Origin of the sequence: Streptomyces manipurensis (genome assembly GCF_049570255.1) — a bacterium.
In the GTDB taxonomy this organism is placed as follows: Bacteria; Actinomycetota; Actinomycetes; order Streptomycetales; family Streptomycetaceae; genus Streptomyces; species Streptomyces manipurensis.
In genome coordinates, this window is record NZ_CP186950.1 from 2,660,045 (window position 1) to 2,682,198 (window position 22,154).

A 22,154-nucleotide genomic window follows, 5' to 3' on the forward strand; every position below is an offset into this window, starting at 1 on the left:
CCCTCGTCCCCCACCCTAAGGTGGCCGCTATGACGTCCTCCCCGCCCGCGTTGACCCGTATCCGCGTCGGTTCGGCTCCGGACTCCTGGGGTGTCTGGTTTCCCGACGACCCCCTGCAGACGCCCTGGGAGCGTTTCCTCGACGAGGTGTCCGGTGCCGGATACGAGTGGATCGAGCTCGGTCCGTACGGCTACCTGCCCACCGATCCCGCCCGCCTCACGGAGGAGACGGCCCGGCGCGGACTGCGCGTCAGCGCGGGAACGGTCTTCACCGGACTCCATCACGGGCCGGCCGTGTGGGAGGAGACCTGGGAGCACGTGTCGCGGATCGCGGCGCTGACGCAGGCCATGGGCGCGGCCCACCTGGTGGTCATCCCCTCGTTCTGGCGGGACGACAAGACGGGGAAGGTGCTGGAGGACCGGGAGCTGACCGCGGGGCAATGGCGCGAACTGGCCTCGCAGACCGAGCGGCTCGGGCGGGAGGTGCTCGAGCGCTACGGACTGCGGATCGTCGTCCACCCGCACGCCGACACCCACATCGACACCCCCGGGAACGTGGCGCGCTTCCTGGACGCCACCGATCCCGAGCTGGTCTCGCTGTGCCTGGACACGGGGCACTACGCCTACTGCGGCGGCGACAGCGTCCGGGCGATCGAGACCTTCGGCGAGCGCATCGGCTACCTCCACCTCAAGCAGGTGGACCCCGCGGTGCTCGCCGAGGTCGTCGCGCGGGAACTGCCCTTCGGTCCGGCGGTGGGGCTCGGGGTGATGTGCGAACCGCCGTCGGGGGTGCCCGCGCTGGAGCCCGTCCTGGCCGCGGCCCAGCGTCTGGGCGTGGACCTGTTCGCCATCGTGGAACAGGACATGTACCCCTGCCCGCCCGACCGGCCGCTGCCGATCGCCCGCCGCACCCGCGACTACCTGCGCTCCTGCGGCGCCCGCTGACACTCCGGAGGGAACACGACATGACCAGCACGCTCGGCATCGCCGTCATCGGGGCCGGGAAGATGGGCGCGGACCACGTGCGCCGGTTCGGGCGGACCGTGGGCGGCGCGCGGGTGGTGGCCGTGGCCGACCCGGACGGGGACCGGGTCAAGGAGGTCGCGGGCGGCCTGGAGGGAGCGAGTGCGCACACGGACCCCGCGGCCGCGATAGCCGCCCCGGGGGTGGGGGCCGTGCTGATCGCCTCGCCCGGACCGGCCCACGAGGAGGCCGTCCTCGTGGCCCTGGAACGGGAACTGCCGGTGCTGTGCGAGAAGCCGCTGACCCCGGAGCCCGAGGGGGCCCTGCGGATCATGGAGGCCGAACAGCGGCTGGGGCGGCGCCTGGTGCAGGTGGGGTTCATGCGCCGGTTCGACGCGGAGTACGAGCGGCTGAAGGAACTCCTGGACGCGGGCGGTATCGGTCGGCCGCTCTTCCTCCACTGCCGGCACCGCAACGCCTCGTCCCCCTCCTTCTTCACCAGCGACATGCTGATCAGCGACTCCGTGGTGCACGAGGTGGACGCGGCCCGCTGGCTGCTCGGCCAGGAGATCACCGCCGTCACCGTGCTCTCGCCGAGGCCCACGGCCGCCGCCCCCGAGGGGCTGGCGGACCCCCGGCTGGTGCTGATGGAGACCTCCGGCGGCGCCGTGGTCGACGTGGAGATCTTCGTGAACTGCGGTTTCGGCTACCAGGTCCAGTGCGAGGCGGTCGGCGAGACGGGCAGCGCCCGGATCGGCGACGGCCACGCCATGGTGGTGCAGTCCGCGGGACGGTGGGGAGGCGAGATCGACCAGGACTTCACGGTGCGCTTCGCCGACGCCTACGACCGGCAGCTGCGGCGCTGGGTGGCGGCCGCCGGCCGCGGCGGGGTGGCGGGGCCGGACGCCTGGGACGGCTACGCGGCGGCCGCGGTCTCACGGGCGGGACTCGCGGCCGCGCGCAGCGGTGCGCGCACGGCGGTGGAGCTGGTGCCGCGCCCGGCCCTGTACCGCTGACCGGCGGGTCTTCCGTAGGGCCGGGGCCGCGGCCCCTGTGACGTGCGGGTCACAGAGGTCACCCCCGTGTCCGGGATGTCCGCATCACGCGGGTCTTCCGTCACAGGCGGGCGACAGCCCCGCCCCCGGCCCCGTCCCGCGTCGTTCCCCGGGCACAACCCGAGTGATCGTCAGCGTCCACGCGCGGTCTCCCCCGACGGCCTCCCGGCCGCACCGCGGCGTGGACAGGGAGGTGCCCCCGCATGAGCGACCGACAGCTGTGGTCGTACAAGGAGATCGCTGCCCACATCCGGGTCCAGCCGGACACCGTGCGCTCCTACCGCAAGCACGGCCTGCTCCCCCCGCCCGACCACGTGGAGGGCGGCAAGCCCTATTGGTACGCCGACACGGTCCGCGACTGGGTGGCCCGCCGCCCCGGCAACCGGGGCCGCCGCGAGGAGTAGGCGGGGAGCGGCGGCGGCGCGGGCCCGGGTCCGCCTCACCAGGACTCGTCCCCGCCCGCCCACGGCTTCGTACGGGTGCCGGTGCGGCCTTCGGCACCGGACCTCAGCCGCAGTGCCGCGAGCGGGAAGATCAGCACGGACAGCATGCCCGCCCCCACCAGCGCGGCCGCCTCGCCCGGCTGCATCTTCCCGTCCTCCACCCCCAGGGTGGTGATGGCGACCACCAGCGGCAGCGCCGTGGAGCCGTACAGCACCAGCGCGGAACGGTCGGTGCGCCCCAGGTCCCGCGGCGCCAGCAGCCACAGGGGCAGCCCGCGCACCAGCAGGAACAGCAGCAGGAACACCGGCAGCAACAGCAGCACCCGCCCGCCCGAGAGCAGCGCGTCCAGGTCGAATTCGATGCCGGTGACGACGAAGAAGATCGGCACGAGGAAGCCGAAGCCCATGGCCTCCACCTTCGAGAGCACGATCGCACTGCTCTCGGGGGCTGCCCCGGTCAGCACGAGGCGGGTGACGAGCCCGGCCGCGAAGGCGCCGAGCAGGATGTCGAGTCCGAGCACCTGGGCCAGCCCCAGCATCGCGACGATCAGGAACACGACCAGCCGCACGGCGAACTGCCCGCTGCTGTCCAGGGTGCGCGCGATCACCGCGGAGAACCAGGGCGGTTTGGGGCGCAGGGCCCAGAGGACCGCGGCCGCCGTCAGGACCGCGAAGACCACGAGCAGCACGGCCGATCGGGCCGGGGCCCGCCCGCCGAGCAGCAGGGCCATGGCGATGATCGGCCCGAACTCGCCGACGGAGCCCATGGCCATGGTCACCTTGCCGAAGCGGCTCTGCAGGTCCCCGCAGTCGCGCAGCACGGGCAGGATCGTGCCGAGGGCGGTGCTGGTGAGCGCGGTGCCGAGGTAGGCACCGCGGTCGAAGCCGCCGCCGAGGGCGAGCAGGGTCCCGATGGCGAGGCCCAGGGCGAGGGAGATCAGCCAGGCCCACAGGGACCTGTTGAGGGTGTCGCCCCTGATCCGGTCGAATTCCAGCTCGTAGCCCGCCAGGAAGATCAGCATCGCCAGGCCGAGCTGGCTCAGGACGTCGACCACCTCGCCGGTCCGCGCCCACCCGAGGACGTCGGGGCCGGCCAGGATGCCGAGCAGGATCTCGAAGATCACCAGGGGTACGGGCAGCCAGCGGGCGACGCCGTGGGCGAGGAGGGGTGCCAGGACGGCGATCCCCATGATCAGGACGAGACTTCCCGAGTGATCCATATGCGCCATTTACGTACATTCGGCCCCGTACCGGCCAGTTTGGCGCGCGCGGAGCGGAAGACTGGGGCGGACGCTCGCTTTATACCCCCCAGGGGTATAGTCTCGACGTGTCGGGAGGACGGTTGGACCATCGGCCGCCCACCCGGCGACCGGACGCACCCCTGAAGAGGAGAACGACATGACCGCCGAGACGGACACCCAGACCACCACCGTCTACCGGGTGACCGGCATGACCTGCGGCCACTGCGAGGGCGCGGTGACCGGCGAGCTGTCCGCCCTGCCGGGCGTCAGCTCGGTCAAGGCCGTCGCCGCGACCGGCGAGGTCACCGTGGTCTCCGACGCCCCGCTCGCCGAGGAGGACGTCCGCGCCGCCGTCGACGAGGCCGGCTACGAGTTCGCCGGCCGCGTCTGAGCGGCAGCGCCCCTCCGCAGCACGCGCATCACCCGCGGCACTCCGCGGCACCCTGCCGGGCCGTACCGTCCAGCTCATACTGGTTCCGTACGGCCCGGCCATCCCCCTGGAGCCGGAACATGACCAGCACTGTGCACGACGGACCGATAACGGCGGTCGAACTCTCGATCGGCGGCATGACCTGCGCCTCCTGCGCGGCCCGCATCGAGAAGAAGCTCAACCGGATGGACGGCGTCGAGGCCACGGTGAACTACGCCACCGAGAAGGCCCACGTCTCCTACGGCGGTGACGTGCAGGTCGCGGACCTGATCGCGACCGTCGTCAAGACCGGCTACACCGCCGAGGAACCGGCCCCACCCACCCCGCCGGCCGAAGGGGCCGACGCGCGGGAAGAGCCCTCCGAGGCCGCCGACCCGGTGCTCGCCGCCCTGCGGCAGCGGCTGCTCGTCTCCGCCGCGCTCGCCGTTCCCGTCGTCCTGATGTCGATGGTGCCCGCCCTCCAGTTCGACAACTGGCAGTGGCTCTCCCTGACCCTCGCCGCGCCCGTCGTGGTCTGGGGCGGACTCCCCTTCCACAAGGCGGCCTGGACCAACGCCCGGCACGGCGCCGCCACCATGGACACCCTCGTCTCGGTCGGCACGCTGGCCGCCTTCGCCTGGTCGCTGTGGGCCCTGTTCTTCGGGCACGCGGGCATGCCCGGCATGCGGCACGGCTTCGACTTCAGCGTCTCCCGCGACGACGGCTCCTCCGCCCTCTACCTGGAGGTCGCGGCCGGCGTCGTCACCTTCATCCTGCTCGGCCGCTACCTGGAGGCCCGCTCCAAGCGGAAGGCCGGCGCGGCCCTCAAGGCGCTGATGGAGCTGGGCGCCAAGGACGTCGTGGTGCTCCGCGCGGGCCGCGAGGTCCGCATCCCGGTGAGCGTGCTCGCGGTCGGCGACCGGTTCGTCGTCCGCCCCGGCGAGAAGATCGCCACCGACGGCACCGTCACCGAGGGCAGCTCCGCCGTGGACGCCTCCATGCTCACGGGCGAATCCGTCCCGGTGGACGTGGCCGTCGGCGACCCCGTCACCGGAGCCACCGTGAACACCTCCGGGCGGCTCGTCGTCGAGGCCACCCGGGTCGGCGCCGACACCCAGCTCGCCCGGATGGCGAAGCTGGTGGAGGACGCGCAGAACGGCAAGGCCGAGGTGCAGCGCCTCGCGGACCGCATCTCCGGGATCTTCGTCCCCATCGTCCTGGTACTGGCCCTCGGCACGTGGGTCACCTGGATGCTGATCACCGACGACCCCACCGCGGCGTTCACCGCCGCCGTGGCCGTCCTGATCATCGCCTGCCCGTGCGCCCTGGGCCTCGCCACTCCGACCGCGCTGATGGTCGGCACCGGCCGGGGCGCCCAGCTCGGCATCCTGATCAAGGGGCCCGAGGTCCTGGAGTCCACCCGGCGCGTCGACACCGTCGTCCTGGACAAGACCGGCACCGTCACCACCGGCCGGATGAGCCTGGCCGGCGTCACCACCGCCGAGGGCGTGGACGAGCTCGAACTGCTGCGCCTGGCCGGATCCCTGGAGCACGCCTCGGAGCACCCGATCGCCCGGGCCGTCGCCACCGCCGCCGAGCGGGCGGGCGCCCTGCCGGTGCCCGAGGGCTTCGAGAACCTGGCCGGCCTCGGCGTCCAGGGCGTCGTCGACGGGCACGCCGTCCTGGTGGGACGCCGTCAGCTGCTGGCCGACTGGTCCATCACCCTGCCGGACGCCCTCGCCGAGGCCCAGGCGGCCGCCGAGGCCGCGGGCGGCACGGCCGTGCTGGTGGCCTGGGACGGGGAGGCCCGCGGAGTACTGACCGTGGCCGACGCGGTCAAGGAGACCAGCGCCGAAGCCGTGACCCGGCTGCGCGGGCTGGGTCTCACCCCCGTCCTGCTGACCGGCGACAACCGGGCGGCCGCCGAGACGGTGGCCCGCGAGGTCGGCATCGACGAGGTGATCGCCGAGGTCCTCCCGCAGGACAAGGTCGACGTCGTCCGCCGCCTCCAGGCCGAGGGCCGTACGGTCGCCATGGTCGGCGACGGGGTCAACGACGCGGCCGCGCTGGCCCAGGCCGACCTGGGACTGGCCATGGGCACCGGGACCGACGCGGCGATCGAGGCCGGGGACCTGACCCTCGTCCGGGGCGACCTGCGGGTGGCGGCGGACGCGATCCGGCTCTCCCGCCGGACCCTCGCCACCATCAAGGGCAACCTGTTCTGGGCCTTCGGCTACAACGTGGCGGCCCTGCCGCTGGCGGCCGCCGGCCTGCTCAACCCGATGATCGCGGGGGCCGCGATGGCCTTCTCCTCGGTGTTCGTGGTGACCAACAGCCTCCGGTTGCGCCGGTTCCGCTAGAGGAGGCCCCTCCCCGGTCCCCACACACTTCCTTCACGGGAGACGCAGATCACAGTGATCTCCACGTAACCATCCGGGGGCGTCATGGGTCTAATGGGGCGATGCCAGTGAACGTCTTGGGGGACGTTCCTCGGAGACCTGGGGGTTTTCCGTAGGCATCCGCCGGCCGGGACACGTGCCCGCGGGGAGGCTTTGAGCGGCCCTCCCGAGCTGAACGGGTCCCGGCACACCGACGCCCCGACTCGGGTCCCGTGGGGGGAATCCGTTTCGGGGAAAAGGGAAGCGCCCCGACCGTCGACCCGTGGGGGGATCGACGGCGGGGCGCTTCTCGCGTACCGGGGTGGAACACCGCCGGCGGCCGCAGCCGCCACGACGGTCCGAGGACTCGGGTCAGCGGGCCTCGACGGGAACGAAGTCGCGCAGGACCTCGCCCGTGTAGATCTGGCGCGGGCGGCCGATGCGGGAACCCGGCTCCTTGATCATTTCCTGCCACTGCGCGATCCAGCCGGGGAGCCGGCCGAGCGCGAAGAGCACGGTGAACATCTCGGTCGGGAAGCCCATGGCCCGGTAGATCAGACCGGTGTAGAAGTCCACGTTCGGGTAGAGGTTGCGCTCGACGAAGTACGAGTCGGCCAGCGCGTGCTCTTCGAGCTTGAGCGCGATGTCGAGCAGCTCGTCGCTCTTGCCGAGCGCCGAGAGGACGTCGTGCGCCGCAGCCTTGATGATCTTCGCGCGCGGGTCGAAGCTCTTGTAGACACGGTGTCCGAAGCCCATCAGGCGGACGCCGTCCTCCTTGTTCTTCACCTTGCGGATGAAGGCGTCGACGTCGCCGCCGTCGTTCTTGATGCCTTCCAGCATCTCGAGGACGGACTGGTTGGCGCCACCGTGCAGCGGGCCCCACAGGGCCGAGATGCCGGCGGAGATCGAGGCGAACATGTTCGCCTGCGAGGAGCCGACCAGACGCACGGTGGAGGTCGAGCAGTTCTGCTCGTGGTCCGCGTGCAGGATCAGCAGCTTGTCGAGCGCCGAGACCACGACCGGGTCCAGGTCGTACTCCTGGGCCGGCACGGAGAAGGTCATGCGCAGGAAGTTCTCGACGTAGCCGAGGTCGTTGCGCGGGTAGACCACCGGGTGGCCGACCGACTTCTTGTACGCGTAGGCCGCGATCGTCGGGAGCTTGGCCAGCAGCCGGATCGTCGAGAGGTGGCGCTGCGTCTCGTCGAACGGGTTGTGGCTGTCCTGGTAGAACGTCGACAGCGCGCTGACCACGGAGGACAGCATCGCCATCGGGTGCGCGTCCCGCGGGAAGCCGTCGTAGAAGCGCTTCACGTCCTCGTGGAGCAGCGTGTGCTGGGTGATCTCGTTGCGGAACGACGCGAGCTGGTCGACGGTCGGCAGCTCGCCGTTGATCAGCAGGTACGCCACCTCGATGAAGGACGAACGCTCGGCCAGCTGCTCGATCGGGTAGCCGCGGTAGCGCAGGATGCCCTGCTCACCGTCGAGGTAGGTGATCGCGGACTTGTAGGCCGCGGTGTTGCCGTAGCCGCTGTCCAGCGTGACGAGCCCGGTCTGGGCCCGCAGCTTCGAGATGTCGAAGCCCTGGTCGCCGACGGTGCTCTCGACCACCGGGTAGGTGTATTCACCGTCCGCGTACCGGAGTACTACAGAGTTGTCGCTCACGTCATCCCTCACCGACGTAGTGCCTCTTCTTCGAGGTGCCCTGACTGCCTCTACCTTCCCCCATTTGGCGCAGGAGAGTGCACTCGGGGTCGGCCTTCGGTCTTTCCGACGGCACTGAGTGCCGCCAACCTGCTCATCCTGCCCCCTCCGCACCGGTGCGGGAACCCCAAATGATCGATCATCTAGGTGATGTTTCCCACCGGTACGCGTCCGGACAGCCTCGGCGCGACCGCCGTGTACCTCCTGCCTGCGGAAACGGTACGCACGGCCTGACCGAGCGCCTTGCGGGAACCGACGAGGACGACGAGCTTCTTCGCCCTGGTCACCGCCGTGTAGAGCAGATTCCGCTGGAGCATCATCCAAGCTCCGGTGGTGACCGGGATCACCACCGCGGGATATTCACTCCCCTGGGAGCGGTGGATGGTGACGGCGTAGGCGTGGGCCAGCTCGTCGAGCTCCGAGAACTCGTAGCCGACCTCCTCGTCCTCCTCCGTCCGCACGGTCAGGCGCTGTTCGTCCACGTCCAGGCCGGTGACCACGCCGACCGTGCCGTTGAAGACGCCGTTCGCGCCCTTCTCGTAGTTGTTGCGGATCTGGGTGACCTTGTCGCCGACCCGGAAGACCCGGCCGCCGAACCGCTTCTCCGGCAGGCCGGGCCGGGCGGGCGTCATGGCCTGCTGGAGCAGCCCGTTGAGGTGGCCGGCGCCGGCCGGTCCGCGGTGCATCGGGGCGAGCACCTGGACGTCGCGCCGCGGGTCGAGGCCGAACCTCGCCGGGATCCGCCGGGCGGCCACGTCCACGGCGAGCACGCCCGCCGCCTCGGTGTCCTCCTCGGGGAAGAGGAAGAAGTCCGGCAGGCCCTCGGTGAGGGGCGGGACACCGGTGTTGATGCGGTGCGCGTTGGTGACCACGCCGGACTGCTGGGCCTGCCGGAAGATCCGGGTCAGCCGCACCGCGGGCACCGGGCCGCCCTCCGCGAGCAGGTCCCGCAGCACCTCCCCGGCCCCCACCGACGGCAGCTGGTCCACATCGCCCACCAGCAGCAGGTGCGCGCCGGGGGCCACCGCCTTGACCAGCTTGTTGGCCAGCAGCAGGTCCAGCATGGAGGCCTCGTCGACCACGACCAGGTCGGCGTCGAGCGGCCGGTCCCGGTCGTAGGCCGCGTCCCCGCCCGGCTTGAGCTCCAGCAGCCGGTGCACCGTGGAGGCCTCGGCGCCGGTCAGCTCGGCGAGCCGCTTCGCCGCGCGGCCGGTGGGCGCGGCCAGCACCACCCTGGCCTTCTTGGCGCGGGCCAGCTCGACGATCGAGCGGACGGTGAAGGACTTCCCGCAGCCCGGCCCGCCGGTGAGGACCGCCACCCGGCGGGTCAGCGCGAGCCGGACCGCGTCCCGCTGCTCGGGGGCGAGCGTGGCCCCCGTACGGGTGGCGAGCCAGGCCAGGGCCTTGTCCCAGTCCACGTCCCGGAAGGACGGCATGCGGTCGTCCTCGGCGTTCAGCAGCCGCCGGACCTGCCCGACCAGCGACAGCTCGGCCCGGTGGAAGGGCACCAGGTACACCGCGGTCAGGGGGTCGGGGCCGCCCTGCGGATCGGGCACCTGCTCCCGTACGACGCCCTCCGGGTCGGCGGCCAGTTCGCCGAGGCAGTCGATCACCAGCCCGGTGTCCACCTGGAGCAGCTTGACCCCGTCGGCGATGAGCCGGTCCTCGGGCAGGAAGCAGTGTCCCTGGTCGGCGGACTGGGACAGGGCGTACTGGAGTCCGGCCTTGACCCGTTCGGGACTGTCGTGCGGGATCCCGACGGCCTGGGCGATGCGGTCGGCGGTGAGGAAGCCGATGCCCCACACGTCGGCGGCGAGCCGGTAGGGCTGGTTGCGCACCACCGAGATGGAGGCGTCCTCGTACTTCTTGTAGATCCGCACGGCGATGGAGGTGGAGACGCCGACCCCCTGGAGGAAGACCATGACCTCCTTGATGGCCTTCTGCTCCTCCCAGGCGGCGCCGATCAGCTTCGTCCGCTTGGGGCCGAGGCCGGGCACCTCGACGAGCCGCTTCGGTTCGGTCTCGATGACGTCGAGGGTGTCGGTGCCGAAGTGCTCGACGATCCGGTCGGCGATCCTCGGGCCGATGCCCTTGATCAGGCCGGAGCCCAGGTAGCGGCGGATGCCCTGGATGGTGGCGGGCAGGACGGTGGTGTAGTTGTCCACGCTGAACTGGCGGCCGTACTGCGGGTGGGAGCCCCAGCGGCCCTCCATGCGCAGCGACTCCCCCGGCTGGGCGCCCAGCAGCGAGCCGACCACGGTGAGGAGGTCCCCGCCGCCGCGGCCGGTGTCGACGCGGGCGACCGTGTAGCCGTTCTCCTCGTTCGCGTAGGTGATGCGCTCCAGCACGCCCTCGACCACCGCCGGTTGCACCGCGGCCGGTGCCCGCTCCGTTGCCATGCCCCGAAGCTACCGGGCGGCGCCGACATCCTGTCAGCCCTGTGGACGGGAGGGGCCGGGCAGCGCGAAGGGGGTCCCGCCTCGCGGCCGGACCCCCTCACGGTTACCCCTCCCTCGTCGGACTTCCCGATCCCCCCAGATCCCTCCCCGGAAGTCCCGACGCACCCTACGACCCGCGGTACCCCCGGAGGGTTGCATCCGGAGTCGCAGATTTACGTTTCCGTTACCCAACGCCTACCCGAGGTGCTGGCGAATCAGGACACACGTAGCGTTTCAGGCATGAGCGAACCTTCATTCCAGGACGACGTGCTGGGCGAGCTGGGCGACGACAAGCTGGGCGAGATCGCCTCGCTGCTCGGCACGGACACCGCCGGCGCGCGCGACACGGTGACGACCACGGTCGGGGCGATGACCGGCGACCTCCGGCAGAAGGCCGGCGCCGACGACGAGGACGGGGCGGAGGTCCGCCAGGCCTTCGCCGAGGTGGCCGAGCCCCCGCTGCAGGGCGTGTCCACCCTCGGCGGCGGGCTGGGCGGCATGCTCGGCGGCGGGATGATGGCCGGTGTGCTCGCGAAGGTGAGCAAGCCCGTGGCCAACGCCGTCGCGAAGAAGACCGGCATCCCCGCGGCCACCGTCAGCCGGGTCATCGAGATGCTGATCCCGGTGGTGCTCGCGGTCTTCGCCAAGCGCGCCGCCGCCCGGAAGGCCCCGGGCGCCCCCGCGGGCGGTGCCCCGGCCCCCGGCACCTCCGCGGGGGCCGCCCCCGGGGCGGCGCCGGGCGCGGCACCGGGCGCGGCCCCCGGAGCGGACGGCGGCCTCGGCGACCTGCTGGGGCAGATCCTCGGCGGCGGCCGGAAGTAGCCCGTGGCGTAGCCCGTTCGGCGCAGGGCGGACGCACGGTCCGGGTCATCCCGCCGGTCCGCCCCGCGCGCTATCCTCGGGCGCCATGGACACGCCAGAGGCATCTCAGGCATCCGGGGCGGCCGCGGTGCGCCTGCGCGATCCCGGGCCCGGCGAACTGGGCTGGGTCGTGCAGCGCCACGGCGCGCTCTACGCGGCGGCGCACGGCTGGAACGCCGGGTTCGAGGGTCTGGTGGCCCGGGTGGTCGCGGACTTCGCCGAGGACCACGACCCCTACCTGGAGCGGCTCTGGATCGCCGAGCTGGACGGCCGTCCGGCCGGTTCGGTGATGTGCGTACGCCACGAAGGCGCCCCCGGCACCGCCCGGCTGCGCCTGCTCCTGGTCGAGCCGGACCGGCGCGGCCGCGGCATCGGCACCCTGCTGATGTCCACGGCCGTCGCCTTCGCCCGGTCGGTGGGCTACCGCGAGCTCGTACTGTGGACCGACGACGTGCTCACCGACGCCCACGGGCTCTGCCTGCGGGCCGGGTTCACCCTCGTCGCCGAGCGGCCGCACCGCTCGTACGGGGCCTCCCTCACCGGGCAGGACTGGCGGCTGCCGCTTCAGGACGGCTCCCGGCGCTGACCGTGCCGGTCCGCCGCCGGGCCGGGGCCGGCGAGGTCAGGGCCACCCCGCCGACCAGCAGCACGGCCGCGACCCAGCGCAGCCCCGAGACCCGCTCCCCCAGTACCAGGGCCGCCGAGGTCATCCCGAAGACGGGCACCAGCAGGCTGAACGGGGCCACCGACGAGGCCGGGTAGCGGCGCAGCAGGTAGCCCCAGGCGCCGAAGCCGAACACGGTCGAGATCCATGCGACGTAGGCGATGACGGCCGCCCCGGAGAGGTCCAGGGAGCGGAGCGCGGCCAGGTCCCGGTCGGGTCCCTCCAGCAGCAGGGACAGCACCAGCAGCGGCAGCACCGGGACCGTGCAGACCCACACCATGAAGTTCAGCGCGTCGGGCGGGGAGGCCTTGCGGGTCAGCACGTTGGAGACGCCCCAGCAGGCCGCGGCCGCGACGACGAGGGTGAAGCCGAGCACCGGACCGGAGGTGCCCCCGTCCACGGCGGCCACCGCGATCCCGGCGAGGGCCACCCCCATGCCGAGCAGCCGCACCCGGCCGGGCCGTTCGCGCAGGAGGACGGCGGCGAGGGCGGCGGTGAAGACGGCCTGGACCTGGAGGACCAGGGAGGACAGCCCGGCCGGCATGCCCGCGTCCATTCCGGTGAAGAGCAGCCCGAACTTGGCGATGCCGAGGGCCGCTCCGACGCCGAGGATCCACTTCCAGGCGACCTTGGGCCGCCCGACGAAGAACACGGCGGGCAGGGCGGCGACGAGGAAGCGCAGGGCGGACAGCAGCAGCGGCGGGAAGTGGTCGAGGCCGATCTCGATGACCACGAAGTTGAAGCCCCAGACTGCTGCGACGAGCACGGCGAGTGCGGTGTGTACGGGACGCATGTACCGAGCATCGACCGCCGGACCGTGTAGCACCAGCGCGGATCTCTTCCCCGTTGGATGAAGCATTGCTTATGGATGGGGGTGGTGCCACGATGGGACCGTGCTCGATCTCGCCCGGCTGCGCGCCCTCCACGCCGTCTCCGTCCACGGCTCGGTCGCCGGTGCGGCGGCCGCCCTCGGCTACACCCCCTCCGCGGTCTCCCAGCAGATCGCCAAGCTGGAGCGGGAGACCCGTACCACCCTGCTGGAGCGCCGCGGCCGCGGCGTCGCCCTCACCGAGGAGGCCCGCCATCTGGCCGACACGGCACAGGAGTTGCTGGCGATCGTGGAACGCGCCGAAACCACCCTGGAGGAGCGGCGCGGGCAGCCCGGCGGCCTGCTGACGGTGGCCGCCTTCGCCTCGGCGGCCCGCGGGCTGCTCCCCGGCGTACTGGCCGAACTGGCCCGCCGGCACCCGGCGCTGGACGTGCGCCTCACCGAGGTCGACCCCCACCTGTCCGTGGACCTGGTGGCCCGGGGCGTCACCGACCTCGCGGTGGCCCACGACTGGGACATCGCCCCGCTGCCCGCGCCCGAAGGGGTGGAGCAGGCCCTCATCGGGGACGACCTCTGCGACCTGGTGGTGCCGGCCGGCCACCCCTTCACCACCCGCCGGACCGTCCGGCGCTCGGACCTCGGCGGGCAGCGCTGGGTCTGCCAGCCGCCGGGCCGGGTCTGCCACGACTGGCTGGTGCGGACCCTGCGCACCGCCGGGTTCGAGCCCGACATCGCGCACGTCGCCGAGGAGAACCACACCATCGTCGCGCTGGTCGCGGCCGGGCTCGGGGTGGCCGTCGTACCGCGGCTGGGCACCGGCGCGCTGCCGCCGGGGGCGGTGGCCGTACCGCTGGAGCCCGGGCCGGTCCGCCGCCTGTACGCGCTGTGGCGCACCGGGGCCGCCCGCCGCCCCGCCATCACCGAGGCCGTACGGACCCTCCAGGAGCACTGGCCGGCCGCCGCCCCGGGCCGGTAGCCCACCGGCGCAGGCCCGCACGCCGACGCCCGCGCCCCACCCCGACACGCCCACGCTCCGGCACTCCCCACCCGGCCCCGGAGGCAGCGGTAGGGTCCGGCGCGTGCCGAACCACGCATCACGCCGCAACCTCCTCGCCGCGGCCGCCGTGGTCGCCGCCTCGGCCGCCGCGGGGACCGTCGGCGCCGCCACGGGCGCGGCCCGCCCCGCCGACGACGCCCGCAACCCCTGGGCCCCGCAGGACCCCCGCCCCGACCGTGCGCGGCTGCGCCGCACCGTCGAGCGGATGAGCCTCGCCGAGAAGGTCGGCCAGCTCTTCGTGTCCCGGGCGTACGGGCATTCGGCGACCGACCCCGATCCGGCGGACGCCGAGCAGAACCAGGCGCAGTTCGGGGTGCGGACCGCGGCCGAGCTGGTCTCCCGCTACCACCTCGGCGGAGTCGTCTACTTCGCCTGGGCCCACAACACCCGGGCACCGCGGCAGATCGCGGAGCTCTCCTCGGGCCTGCAGCAGGCGGCCACCGCCTCCGGGGCCCGGATCCCGCTGCTGCTCTCCGTCGACCAGGAGCACGGGGCCGTCGCCCGGATCGGCCGGCCCGCGACCCTGTTCCCCGGGGCGATGGCGCTCGGCGCCTCCGGTTCCGTCGCCGACGCCCGGCGGGCCGCCCGGATCTCCGGCCGCGAACTGGCCGCCATGGGACTGCGGCAGGACTACGCGCCGGTGGCGGACGTGAACGTCAACCCGGCCAACCCGGTCATCGGCGTCCGGTCCTTCGGCTCCGACTCCCGGGCCGTCGCGGCGCTGGTCGCGGCCCAGGTCCGCGGCTACCAGGGGGCCGGGGTGGCGGCGACCGCCAAGCACTTCCCCGGCCACGGGGACACCGAGACCGACAGCCACGTGGGCCTGCCGGTGATGCGGCACAGCAGGGAGGCCTGGGAGGAGCTGGACGAGCCGCCGTTCCGCGCGGCGGTGGAGGCGGGCGTGGACGCCGTGATGACGGCGCACATCGTCTTCCCCGCGCTCGACCCCTCGGGGGACCCGGCCACCCTCTCCCGGCCGATCGTCACCGGCATCCTGCGCGAACGCCTCGGCTTCCGGGGGGTGGTGGTCACCGACGCGCTCGACATGGCCGGGGTCCGCCAGAAGTACGGCGACGACCGGGTGCCCGTCCTGGCCCTGCTGGCCGGCTGCGACCAGCTGCTGAACCCGCCGGACCTGGGGCTGGCCCAGCGCAGCGTGCTCGAGGCCGTCGCGTCGGGCGAACTGACGCAGGCCCGGATCGAGGAGTCGGTGCTGCGGATCCTGGAACTGAAGGCCCGACGGGGCCTGTTCGACGCGGCGCCTCCGGCCGCCGGGGACGTGGAGTCCGTGGTCGGGGCCCGGGAGCACCTCGAAGCCGCCGACCGGATCGCGGCGGCCACGACGACCCTGCTGGCCGACGCGGGCGGTCTGGTGCCCTTCGACGCGTCCGCCGCGCCGCGGCTGCTGGTCACCGGGACGGACCCGGTCTCCCCCACGGGGACCACGGGCCCCCCTACCGCGGTACTGGCTCGGGAGCTGGCCGCCCTGGGCTGCCGGGCCACGGCGGTGCCCCCCGGCCGCGCGCCGGCGGCGGCTCCCGGCCACGCGGCGGTGCTCGTGTGCACGTACAACGTCCCCGAGGGGGACGGCCCGCAGCGGACGCTGGTGACGGAGCTGATCGCCACCGGCGTCCCGGTGGTCCTGGTGGCGATCCGCAACCCCTACGACCCGGCCCGGCTGCCGGCCTGCGCCGCCGAACTGGCCACCTACGGCTGGACGGACGTGGAGATGCGGGCGGCGGCGCGGGTGCTGACCGGCGCGGTGCGGCCCGCGGGACGGCTGCCCGTCCCGGTGCCGGGCCGCTACCCGCTGGGCCACGGGCTCACCGGCCGCGCCTGAACACGGCGACGGCGCGCCCGCCCGGGAGGGGCGGACACGCCGTCGGTTACCGCGGAGCCCTACGGCCGCAGCTGCGGCTCGCGCTCCGCGTCACGCTGGTCGAGCACGGCGTCCGGCGCCGCCAGCGGCGCCGCCCGGCCCGTGTCGGCGAGCGCGGCGGCGGGCGCCACCCCGGCCCACTGGAGGATCTTCGCGGTGGCGAGGCTCTTCTCGCCGTCCAGGAGCTGGGCCACGTTCGCCCCGTGGTTGGCTCCCGGCGCGGTCATCACGTAGCTGTCGCGCGCCCCGTAGCCGATGCGGAACGGCTCGGCGCCCCACGGGTCGTTCTGCCCGTACACGAACAGCATCTGGTGGGCGTTGTCGCGCACCCACCGGTCCACGTCCGCCATGGCACCCGGCTGGAAGGTCATGGGGATGTCGCGGGGCACGAAGTTGCGCGGCGGCTGGTAGCCGTAGCGGCTCAGGTTGCCCAGGTGCGGCTGCTTGATGTCCGGGGAGCCCAGCTGGGTCCCGGCCTGGTAGTAGTACGGCGTGTACGTCTGCAGGCCCTGGTCGGTGTAGGCCGAGAACCCGGAGATCCCGTCGATCGAGTCCCAGATCTGCTGGTCGGTGGCGGTGGCGGCGGCCGGGATCGCGGAGCAGTCCGCGAGCAGGCTGTACTGCCAGAACGCCCACACGTAGTCGAGGACGACGGCCTCGTAGGCCTTGTCGAGGCTGCCGACGGTGGTGAAGGTCCAGCCCTCCGCGGCGGCGGTGGCCGCGTACTTGGCCTCCAGCGGCTCACGGCGTACGAGGGCCTCGCGCTGCACCGCGTTCAGCCGGTCGCGGCACTCCTTGGTGCCGACCTTGGCGAAGAAGCGGTCGTAGGCGGAGTCCTCCTTGTTGACCACGTCGTTCGGCGCGACGTAGGCGACGATGCCGTCCATGTCACGCGGGTAGAAGCGCTCGTAGTACGTGGCGGTCATGCCGCCCTTGCTGCCGCCCGTGGCCAGCCAGTTCTTCTTGTAGATCTTCTTCAGGGCGGTGAAGATGCGGTGCTGGTCGCTGGCGGCCTGCCAGATGTCCAGGTTGGCCCAGTTGGCCGGATCGGGCCGGGAGGGCGTGAAGAATCGATACTCCATGGAGATCTGGTTGCCGTCGATGATGGTCGTCGGCTCGCTGCGGCGCGGGTTGGTGTTGACGTTGTAGCCGGAGGTGAAGAACACCGACGGCCGCGAGACGTCCTTGTGCAGCAGGGTCAGGCGCTGCTTGAAGGTGCCCTTCCACGGCTGCCGGTGGTCGACCGGCTGCTCGTAGTTCAGTACGAAGAAGCGGTAGCCGGGGTACGGCTTCTCCTCGATCAGGCTCATCCCGGGAATGCCGAGGATCTGGTCCTTGATGTCCGCGGCGGCCGCCGGCTGCGCGGCTGTGGCCGCGTGCGCCGTGGAGCCGGCCGCGCTCACGGTGCCGATCAGCACCACGAGCGACAGCAGCCATCGGAGCGTCTTGCGCATGCACCCTCCCCTTGAGTTCACTTCGGTCGCCGTGAACCTAGCGGGGCCAACACGCCTCTGAACAGTCCCAGTTGGGCCGCCGCTTCAGCACAGGATCCAGCCGGACTCGGCAGATCCGGCCCCGACGCTCCCCCTTACATACACACAGCGGCTGATCGCCCCCACGGTGACCGGCCCGGCGTAACGGGTGAATCGCCCGGCGTCGCGCACGGGCACCCCGCCGCGCGGCTGGATGCTCACCGCCATCCGCCGCCGTTCGCCGGCGGTCCGGGCGACCGCCACCGCGCAGGCCCGGTTGCGGCTCTTGTAGACCCGCACCTCACCCGTCTCGAACGCCACCGTCCGGGCCAGCCGGCCCGTGCACCCGCCGCTCGCGGCCTGTACCGGCTGCCCGGCGAACAGACCGCCCACGCACAGCCACAGGGCGGCCGTGAACACCCCCAGGGACACGACCCGCCGGCCGCGCCCCCGCCATCCCTGAAACACCCAGTCCCCCGATCGGTCGTCCGCACGACGTGCGTACGCACGTACGACGCCCGGGTCTCGCGGAAGGTTGCGACGGGCAAGCACCCACGGCCCCGCCACCGCACCCGCACCCCTCGTACGGGTGCGCCCCCAACTCCCCGCCGTCACTGCGGATGTTCACGTTCCGCTCGGCTCCGGGCCCGCCGGCTCCGGGCCCGTCCCCCTCAGGCAGCGGCCCGCTCGTCCTCCCCGACGAAGGTGCGCCACAGCTGCGCGTACCGGCCGCCGCGCGCCAGCAGCTCGTCGTGGGAGCCGTCCTCGACGACGCGGCCGCGGTCCATGACCACCACGCGGTCGGCCCGGGCGGCGGTGGTCAGCCGGTGCGCCACGACCAGCGTGGTGCGCTTGCCCGCGAGCCGGTCCGTCGCCCGGTTGACCTGGGCCTCGGTGGCCAGGTCCAGGGCGGCGGTGGCCTCGTCGAGCAGCAGCACGTCCGGGTCGACGAGCTCGGCCCGGGCGAGCGCGATCAGCTGCCGCTGACCGGCGGACAGGTTGCGCCCGCGCTCGGCGACGGTGTGCAGGTAGCCGCCCTCCAGCGTGGCGATCATGGCGTGCGCCCCGACCGCGCGGGCGGCGGCCTCCACCTCGGCGTCGCTCGCCTCGGGGCGCCCGTAGGCGATGGCGTCGCGGACGGTCCCCGGGAAGAGGTAGGACTCCTGGGGGACGACGCCGAGCCGGTGGCGGTACGCCGTCAGGTCGAGCTCGCGCAGGTCGGTGCCGTCGGCGGTGATCCGGCCGGAGCTCGGGTCGTAGAACCGGGCGACCATCTTGACCAGCGTGGACTTCCCGGCGCCGGTCTCGCCGACGAAGGCGACGGTCTGGCCGGCGGGTATCCGCAGGCTGACCCCGGCCAGGGCCTCCCCCTGCTCGCCGCGCTCCTCGGCCGTCCCGTACCGGAAGCGGACGTCCTCGAAGGCGATCTCCCCGCGCAGCTCCGCCAGGGCGCGCGGCCGCTCCGGCCGCGGGGTGGTGGTGGGCTCGCGCAGCAGGCCCTGGATGCGGCCGAGGGAGACGGTGGCCTGCTGGTATCCGTCGAAGACCTGCGAGAGCTGCTGGACGGGGGCGAAGAACAGGTCGATGTAGAGCAGGTAGGCGACGAGCGCGCCGGTGGTGAGGGTGCCGACCTCCACCCGGCCCGCGCCGACGATCAGCACGGCCGCGGCGGCGGCCGAGGACAGCAGCTGCACGAACGGGAAGTAGACGGATATCAGCCACTGGCCGCGGACCCGGGCCTCGCGGTAGGAGTGGCTGCGTTCCTCGAAGCGGGCGGCGCCGGAGCCCTCGCGGCGGAAGGCCTGGACGATGCGCAGCCCGGAGACGGACTCCTGGAGGTCGGCGTTGACCAGGCTGACCCGGTCGCGCGCCAGCTCGTAGGCGGCCACCGACCTGCGGCGGAACACGATCGTCGCGAGGACCAGGACGGGCAGGGTGGCGAAGACGATCAGCGCGAGTTCGACGTCGAGGACGACCAGGGCGATCAGGATGCCGAAGAAGGTGAAGACGGAGACGACGGCGGTGACGAGCCCGGTCTGGAGGAACGTGCTCAGGGAGTCCACGTCCGTGGTCATCCGCGTCATGATCTTGCCGGTCAGCTCGCGCTCGTAGTAGTCGAGGCCGAGCCGCTGGAGCTGGGCGAAGATCTTGACGCGCAGGGAGTACAGCACGCGTTCGCCGGTACGGCCCGTCATGCGGGTCTCGGCGATCTGCGCGGCCCACTGGGCGAGCACGAGGCCGAGGCCGAGCACGGAGGCCGTCCACACCGCGCCGAGCACGGCCTGCTCCACACCCTGGTCGATGCCGTGCCGGATCAGGATCGGCAGGAGCAGTCCGGCGCCCGCGTCCACGGCGACGAGGCCGAGGCTGACGGCGAGCGGCGCCCAGAACCCGCGGAGCAGCCGGCGCAGGCCGTAGCTGTCCTCGGCGGCCGCGGCCCGGTCCTCGTCCACCTCGGGCCGGTCGTCGGCGGGCGGCAGCGCCGCGACCTGCGCGAGCAGTTCCGGGGTGGCGGGCATCCCGGCCACCGCACCGGCCATGGAGTGCCCGGCTCCGGGCGCCCCGCCGGCCGCGGCGGGGGCGAGGGGGCGTCCTGCGGCGGCCTCCTCGGCCTCGGCCTCCTCCTCTTCGCGGCGCCACAGCTCGGGGGTGATCCCGCCCGCCACCCGGCGCTTGGCGTTGACGGGCTCGGAGTCGATCTCCGCCTCGATCTCGATGTCCCGTTCGATGTCGTGGTCGAGATCGCGCTCGAACTCGCTCATCAGGGGGGCGTCCGGGGTGCGCGGCGATCCGGCGCCGAGGGCGTCGGGGTCGGTGAGCAGCCGGCGGTAGAGGGCCGAGCGCGCCTGGAGCTCCTCGTGCGTGCCGATGTCGGCGAGCCGTCCGCGGTCCAGTACGGCGATCCGGTCGGCGAGCGCGAGCGTGGAGCGGCGGTGGGCGATCAGCAGGGTGGTGCGGCCGGCCATGACGGCGCGCAGGGCCTCGTGGATCTCGTGCTCGACGCGGGCGTCGACGGCGGAGGTGGCGTCGTCCAGGAGCAGCAGGCGGGGGTCGGTGAGGATGGCCCGGGCCAGGGCGATGCGCTGGCGCTGGCCGCCGGAGAGGGTGAGCCCCTGCTCGCCGACCGTGGTGTCGTAGCCGGAGGGCAGCGCGCGGACGAAGCCGTCGGCCTGGGCGGCGCGGGCGGCGGCCTCGATCTGCTCGTCGGTGGCGCCGGGGTGCCCGTAGGCGATGTTGGCGCGGATGGTGTCGGAGAAGAGGAACGAGTCCTCCGGCACCAGGCCGATGGCGGCGCGCAGGGAGTCGTACGTCAGCCCGCGGACGTCGTGGCCGCCGACGCGGACGGTGCCGCGGTCGGCGTCGTAGAAGCGCGGGAGCAGGAGGGAGACGGTGGACTTGCCGCTGCCGGAGGCTCCGACGACGGCGACGGTCTCGCCCTCGGCGACGGTCAGCGAGAACCCGTCGAGGACGGGCCGTTCCGGGTCGTAGCCGAAGCGGACGTCGTCGAACTCGACGGTGGCGGGCGCGTCGGCGGGCAGTTCGCCGGTGCCCTCCTCGATCGCCGGTTCGGTGTCGATGAGCTCGAAGACCCGCTCGACGCCGGCGCGGGCCTGCTGGCCGACGGTGAGGACCATGGCGAGCATGCGCACCGGTCCGACGAGCTGGGCGAGGTAGGTGGAGAAGGCGACGAAGGTGCCGAGGGTGACCTGGCCCTCGGTGGCCATCCAGCCGCCGAGGGCCAGCATGGCGACCTGGGCGAGCGCGGGGACGGCCTGGAGGGCGGGGGTGTAGCGGGAGTTGAGCCGGATGGTCCGCAGCCGGCCGGCGAACAGCCGGCGGCCGGCGGCGCGCAGCTTGGTGGTCTCCTGCTCCTCCTGCCCGAAGCCCTTGACGACGCGGACGCCGGTCACTGCGCCGTCGACGACGCTCGCGACGGCGGCGGCCTGGCCCTGGGCGTACCAGGTGGCGGGGAACAGCTTCTTGCGGCTGCGCTTGGCGATGAACCAGAGGGCGGGGGCCATCAGCAGGGCGACGACGGTCAGCAGCGGCGAGAGCCACAGCATGATGCCGAGGGACATGCCGAAGAGCAGGAAGTTCCCGATCGTCATCGGGAGCATGAAGAGCAGGCCCTGGATGAGCTGGAGGTCGCTGGTGGCGCGGCCGACGACCTGCCCGGTGGACAGTTCGTCCTGGCGCCGGCCGTCGAGGCGGGCGATGGTCTCGTACATGTCGGTGCGCAGGTCGTGCTGCACGTCGAGGGCGAGCCGGCCGCCGTAGTAGCGGCGCACGTAGGTGAAGGCGTAGACGAGCAGGGCGGCGGCTATGAGCATGCCCGCCCAGGGGCCCATGGGCCGGCTGCGGTCCCCGATGACGTCGTCGATGATCACCTTGGTGACGAGGGGGACGACCGCCATGACGGCCATGCCGGCCAGTGAGGAGCCGAGCGCGAGCAGTACGTTCGTCCTGTACCGCCAGGTGTAGGCGGCGAGCCGCCTGCCCCAGCCCTGTTTCTCCCCAGCCGCCGTCTTCGCCGCCGCCACGTGAGGCCTCCCCGTTCGTCCAGTCCTGCCGGAAGCGGCAACGCCCCTACCGGCGGATTTCATCCCGCCGCAACAATTCGAACGTCCATGGCGGGCGGCTCCGGCGCACGCGGGGAGCAGCCGAAAGGGCGCCCCCGGGGGCCGCGGGGGAGCTGCCCCCCGGGGTGCGGCGCCGTGTCAAGCCACGGATTTCCGGGCCTGGGCGGGGCGGCCGGGGCCGCGGA

At 73.1% G+C, this 22,154-nt stretch carries 16 protein-coding genes; 9 read left to right on the forward strand and 7 right to left on the reverse strand.

Annotation, left to right across the window (positions count from 1 at the left end):
- The first annotated feature begins 29 nt into the window (after positions 1 to 29).
- The 3 genes from ACPU2J_RS12200 to ACPU2J_RS12210 all read left to right on the forward strand — a co-directional run bounded on the left by ACPU2J_RS12200 (position 30) and on the right by ACPU2J_RS12210 (position 2,421).
- Positions 30 to 944, forward strand: a complete 915-nt coding sequence (locus tag ACPU2J_RS12200) for a sugar phosphate isomerase/epimerase family protein (RefSeq protein ID WP_420080753.1) — start codon at positions 30 to 32, stop codon at positions 942 to 944.
- Positions 945 to 964: 20 nt separating this feature from the next.
- Positions 965 to 1,978, forward strand: coding sequence for a Gfo/Idh/MocA family protein (locus tag ACPU2J_RS12205; RefSeq protein ID WP_423833237.1), 1,014 nt, complete (start codon positions 965 to 967; stop codon positions 1,976 to 1,978).
- A 242-nt stretch (positions 1,979 to 2,220) separates the two neighbouring features.
- Positions 2,221 to 2,421, forward strand: a complete 201-nt coding sequence (locus tag ACPU2J_RS12210) for a helix-turn-helix transcriptional regulator (protein ID WP_361592201.1) — start codon at positions 2,221 to 2,223, stop codon at positions 2,419 to 2,421.
- 35 nt (positions 2,422 to 2,456) lie between these two features.
- Here ACPU2J_RS12210 and ACPU2J_RS12215 read toward each other — a convergent pair whose 3' ends face one another.
- Entirely contained in the window at positions 2,457 to 3,680 is a 1,224-nt protein-coding gene (locus ACPU2J_RS12215; RefSeq protein ID WP_423833238.1) for a cation:proton antiporter, read from the reverse strand.
- A gap of 178 nt (positions 3,681 to 3,858) precedes the next feature.
- Between ACPU2J_RS12215 and ACPU2J_RS12220 the strand changes: the two genes are divergently transcribed.
- Complete coding sequence (locus ACPU2J_RS12220; protein ID WP_365077029.1) at positions 3,859 to 4,092, forward strand: heavy-metal-associated domain-containing protein; 234 nt, start codon at positions 3,859 to 3,861, stop codon at positions 4,090 to 4,092.
- Positions 4,093 to 4,211: 119 nt separating this feature from the next.
- Positions 4,212 to 6,470, forward strand: a complete 2,259-nt coding sequence (locus ACPU2J_RS12225) for a heavy metal translocating P-type ATPase (protein WP_423833239.1) — start codon at positions 4,212 to 4,214, stop codon at positions 6,468 to 6,470.
- A gap of 390 nt (positions 6,471 to 6,860) precedes the next feature.
- Here the strand turns inward: ACPU2J_RS12225 and ACPU2J_RS12230 are convergent, their stop codons facing one another.
- Complete coding sequence (locus ACPU2J_RS12230) at positions 6,861 to 8,150, reverse strand: citrate synthase (RefSeq protein WP_350995241.1); 1,290 nt, start codon at positions 8,148 to 8,150, stop codon at positions 6,861 to 6,863.
- Between the two features lie 182 nt (positions 8,151 to 8,332).
- A complete protein-coding gene (locus ACPU2J_RS12235) occupies positions 8,333 to 10,588 on the reverse strand; it encodes an SF1B family DNA helicase RecD2 (RefSeq protein WP_365077022.1) in 2,256 nt (751 codons plus the stop codon).
- A 279-nt stretch (positions 10,589 to 10,867) separates the two neighbouring features.
- On the opposite strand from ACPU2J_RS12235, the gene ACPU2J_RS12240 reads away from it, so the two are divergent.
- Together ACPU2J_RS12240 and ACPU2J_RS12245 are read left to right on the forward strand one after the other, a co-directional pair.
- On the forward strand, positions 10,868 to 11,449 hold the full coding sequence (locus ACPU2J_RS12240; RefSeq protein WP_423833240.1) for a DUF937 domain-containing protein: 582 nt from the start codon (positions 10,868 to 10,870) through the stop codon (positions 11,447 to 11,449).
- Between the two features lie 85 nt (positions 11,450 to 11,534).
- On the forward strand, positions 11,535 to 12,074 hold the full coding sequence (locus tag ACPU2J_RS12245; protein WP_420080748.1) for a GNAT family N-acetyltransferase: 540 nt from the start codon (positions 11,535 to 11,537) through the stop codon (positions 12,072 to 12,074).
- Here the strand turns inward: ACPU2J_RS12245 and ACPU2J_RS12250 are convergent.
- Complete coding sequence (locus tag ACPU2J_RS12250; RefSeq protein ID WP_420080747.1) at positions 12,025 to 12,945, reverse strand: EamA family transporter; 921 nt, start codon at positions 12,943 to 12,945, stop codon at positions 12,025 to 12,027. The genes ACPU2J_RS12245 and ACPU2J_RS12250 overlap by 50 nt on opposite strands.
- 100 nt (positions 12,946 to 13,045) lie before the next feature.
- Here ACPU2J_RS12250 and ACPU2J_RS12255 point away from each other — a divergent pair, with 100 nt between their 5' ends.
- Both ACPU2J_RS12255 and ACPU2J_RS12260 read left to right on the forward strand, forming a co-directional pair.
- The gene (locus ACPU2J_RS12255; protein WP_361592214.1) at positions 13,046 to 13,957 is read left to right on the forward strand and encodes a LysR family transcriptional regulator; all 912 of its coding nucleotides are present in this window, start codon (positions 13,046 to 13,048) and stop codon (positions 13,955 to 13,957) included.
- Between the two features lie 103 nt (positions 13,958 to 14,060).
- Complete coding sequence (locus tag ACPU2J_RS12260) at positions 14,061 to 15,878, forward strand: glycoside hydrolase family 3 protein (RefSeq protein WP_423833241.1); 1,818 nt, start codon at positions 14,061 to 14,063, stop codon at positions 15,876 to 15,878.
- A gap of 59 nt (positions 15,879 to 15,937) precedes the next feature.
- Here the strand turns inward: ACPU2J_RS12260 and ACPU2J_RS12265 are convergent, their stop codons facing one another.
- The 3 genes from ACPU2J_RS12265 to ACPU2J_RS12275 all read right to left on the reverse strand — a co-directional run bounded on the left by ACPU2J_RS12265 (position 15,938) and on the right by ACPU2J_RS12275 (position 21,930).
- Entirely contained in the window at positions 15,938 to 17,371 is a 1,434-nt protein-coding gene (locus ACPU2J_RS12265; RefSeq protein WP_361592218.1) for an aminopeptidase, read from the reverse strand.
- A gap of 84 nt (positions 17,372 to 17,455) precedes the next feature.
- Positions 17,456 to 17,821, reverse strand: coding sequence for a hypothetical protein (locus ACPU2J_RS12270; protein WP_361592220.1), 366 nt, complete (start codon positions 17,819 to 17,821; stop codon positions 17,456 to 17,458).
- Between the two features lie 239 nt (positions 17,822 to 18,060).
- Positions 18,061 to 21,930 (reverse strand): ABC transporter ATP-binding protein, encoded by a 3,870-nt coding sequence (locus ACPU2J_RS12275; protein ID WP_423833242.1) that lies wholly within the window; start codon positions 21,928 to 21,930, stop codon positions 18,061 to 18,063.
- Positions 21,931 to 22,154 lie beyond the last annotated feature (224 nt).

What these genes read in the sequence shown, in the direction of transcription:
- ACPU2J_RS12220 (WP_365077029.1), top strand. Translation starts at nt 3,859, where the DNA reads ATGACCGCCGAGACGGACACCCAGACCACCACCGTCTACCGGGTGACC.
- ACPU2J_RS12205 (WP_423833237.1), top strand. Translation starts at nt 965, where the DNA reads ATGACCAGCACGCTCGGCATCGCCGTCATCGGGGCCGGGAAGATGGGC.
- ACPU2J_RS12200 (WP_420080753.1), top strand. Translation starts at nt 30, where the DNA reads ATGACGTCCTCCCCGCCCGCGTTGACCCGTATCCGCGTCGGTTCGGCT.
- ACPU2J_RS12265 (WP_361592218.1), bottom strand. Translation starts at nt 17,371, where the DNA reads ATGCGCAAGACGCTCCGATGGCTGCTGTCGCTCGTGGTGCTGATCGGC.
- ACPU2J_RS12225 (WP_423833239.1), top strand. Translation starts at nt 4,212, where the DNA reads ATGACCAGCACTGTGCACGACGGACCGATAACGGCGGTCGAACTCTCG.
- ACPU2J_RS12210 (WP_361592201.1), top strand. Translation starts at nt 2,221, where the DNA reads ATGAGCGACCGACAGCTGTGGTCGTACAAGGAGATCGCTGCCCACATC.
- ACPU2J_RS12240 (WP_423833240.1), top strand. Translation starts at nt 10,868, where the DNA reads ATGAGCGAACCTTCATTCCAGGACGACGTGCTGGGCGAGCTGGGCGAC.
- ACPU2J_RS12250 (WP_420080747.1), bottom strand. Translation starts at nt 12,945, where the DNA reads ATGCGTCCCGTACACACCGCACTCGCCGTGCTCGTCGCAGCAGTCTGG.
- ACPU2J_RS12215 (WP_423833238.1), bottom strand. Translation starts at nt 3,680, where the DNA reads ATGGATCACTCGGGAAGTCTCGTCCTGATCATGGGGATCGCCGTCCTG.
- ACPU2J_RS12245 (WP_420080748.1), top strand. Translation starts at nt 11,535, where the DNA reads ATGGACACGCCAGAGGCATCTCAGGCATCCGGGGCGGCCGCGGTGCGC.
- ACPU2J_RS12235 (WP_365077022.1), bottom strand. Translation starts at nt 10,588, where the DNA reads ATGGCAACGGAGCGGGCACCGGCCGCGGTGCAACCGGCGGTGGTCGAG.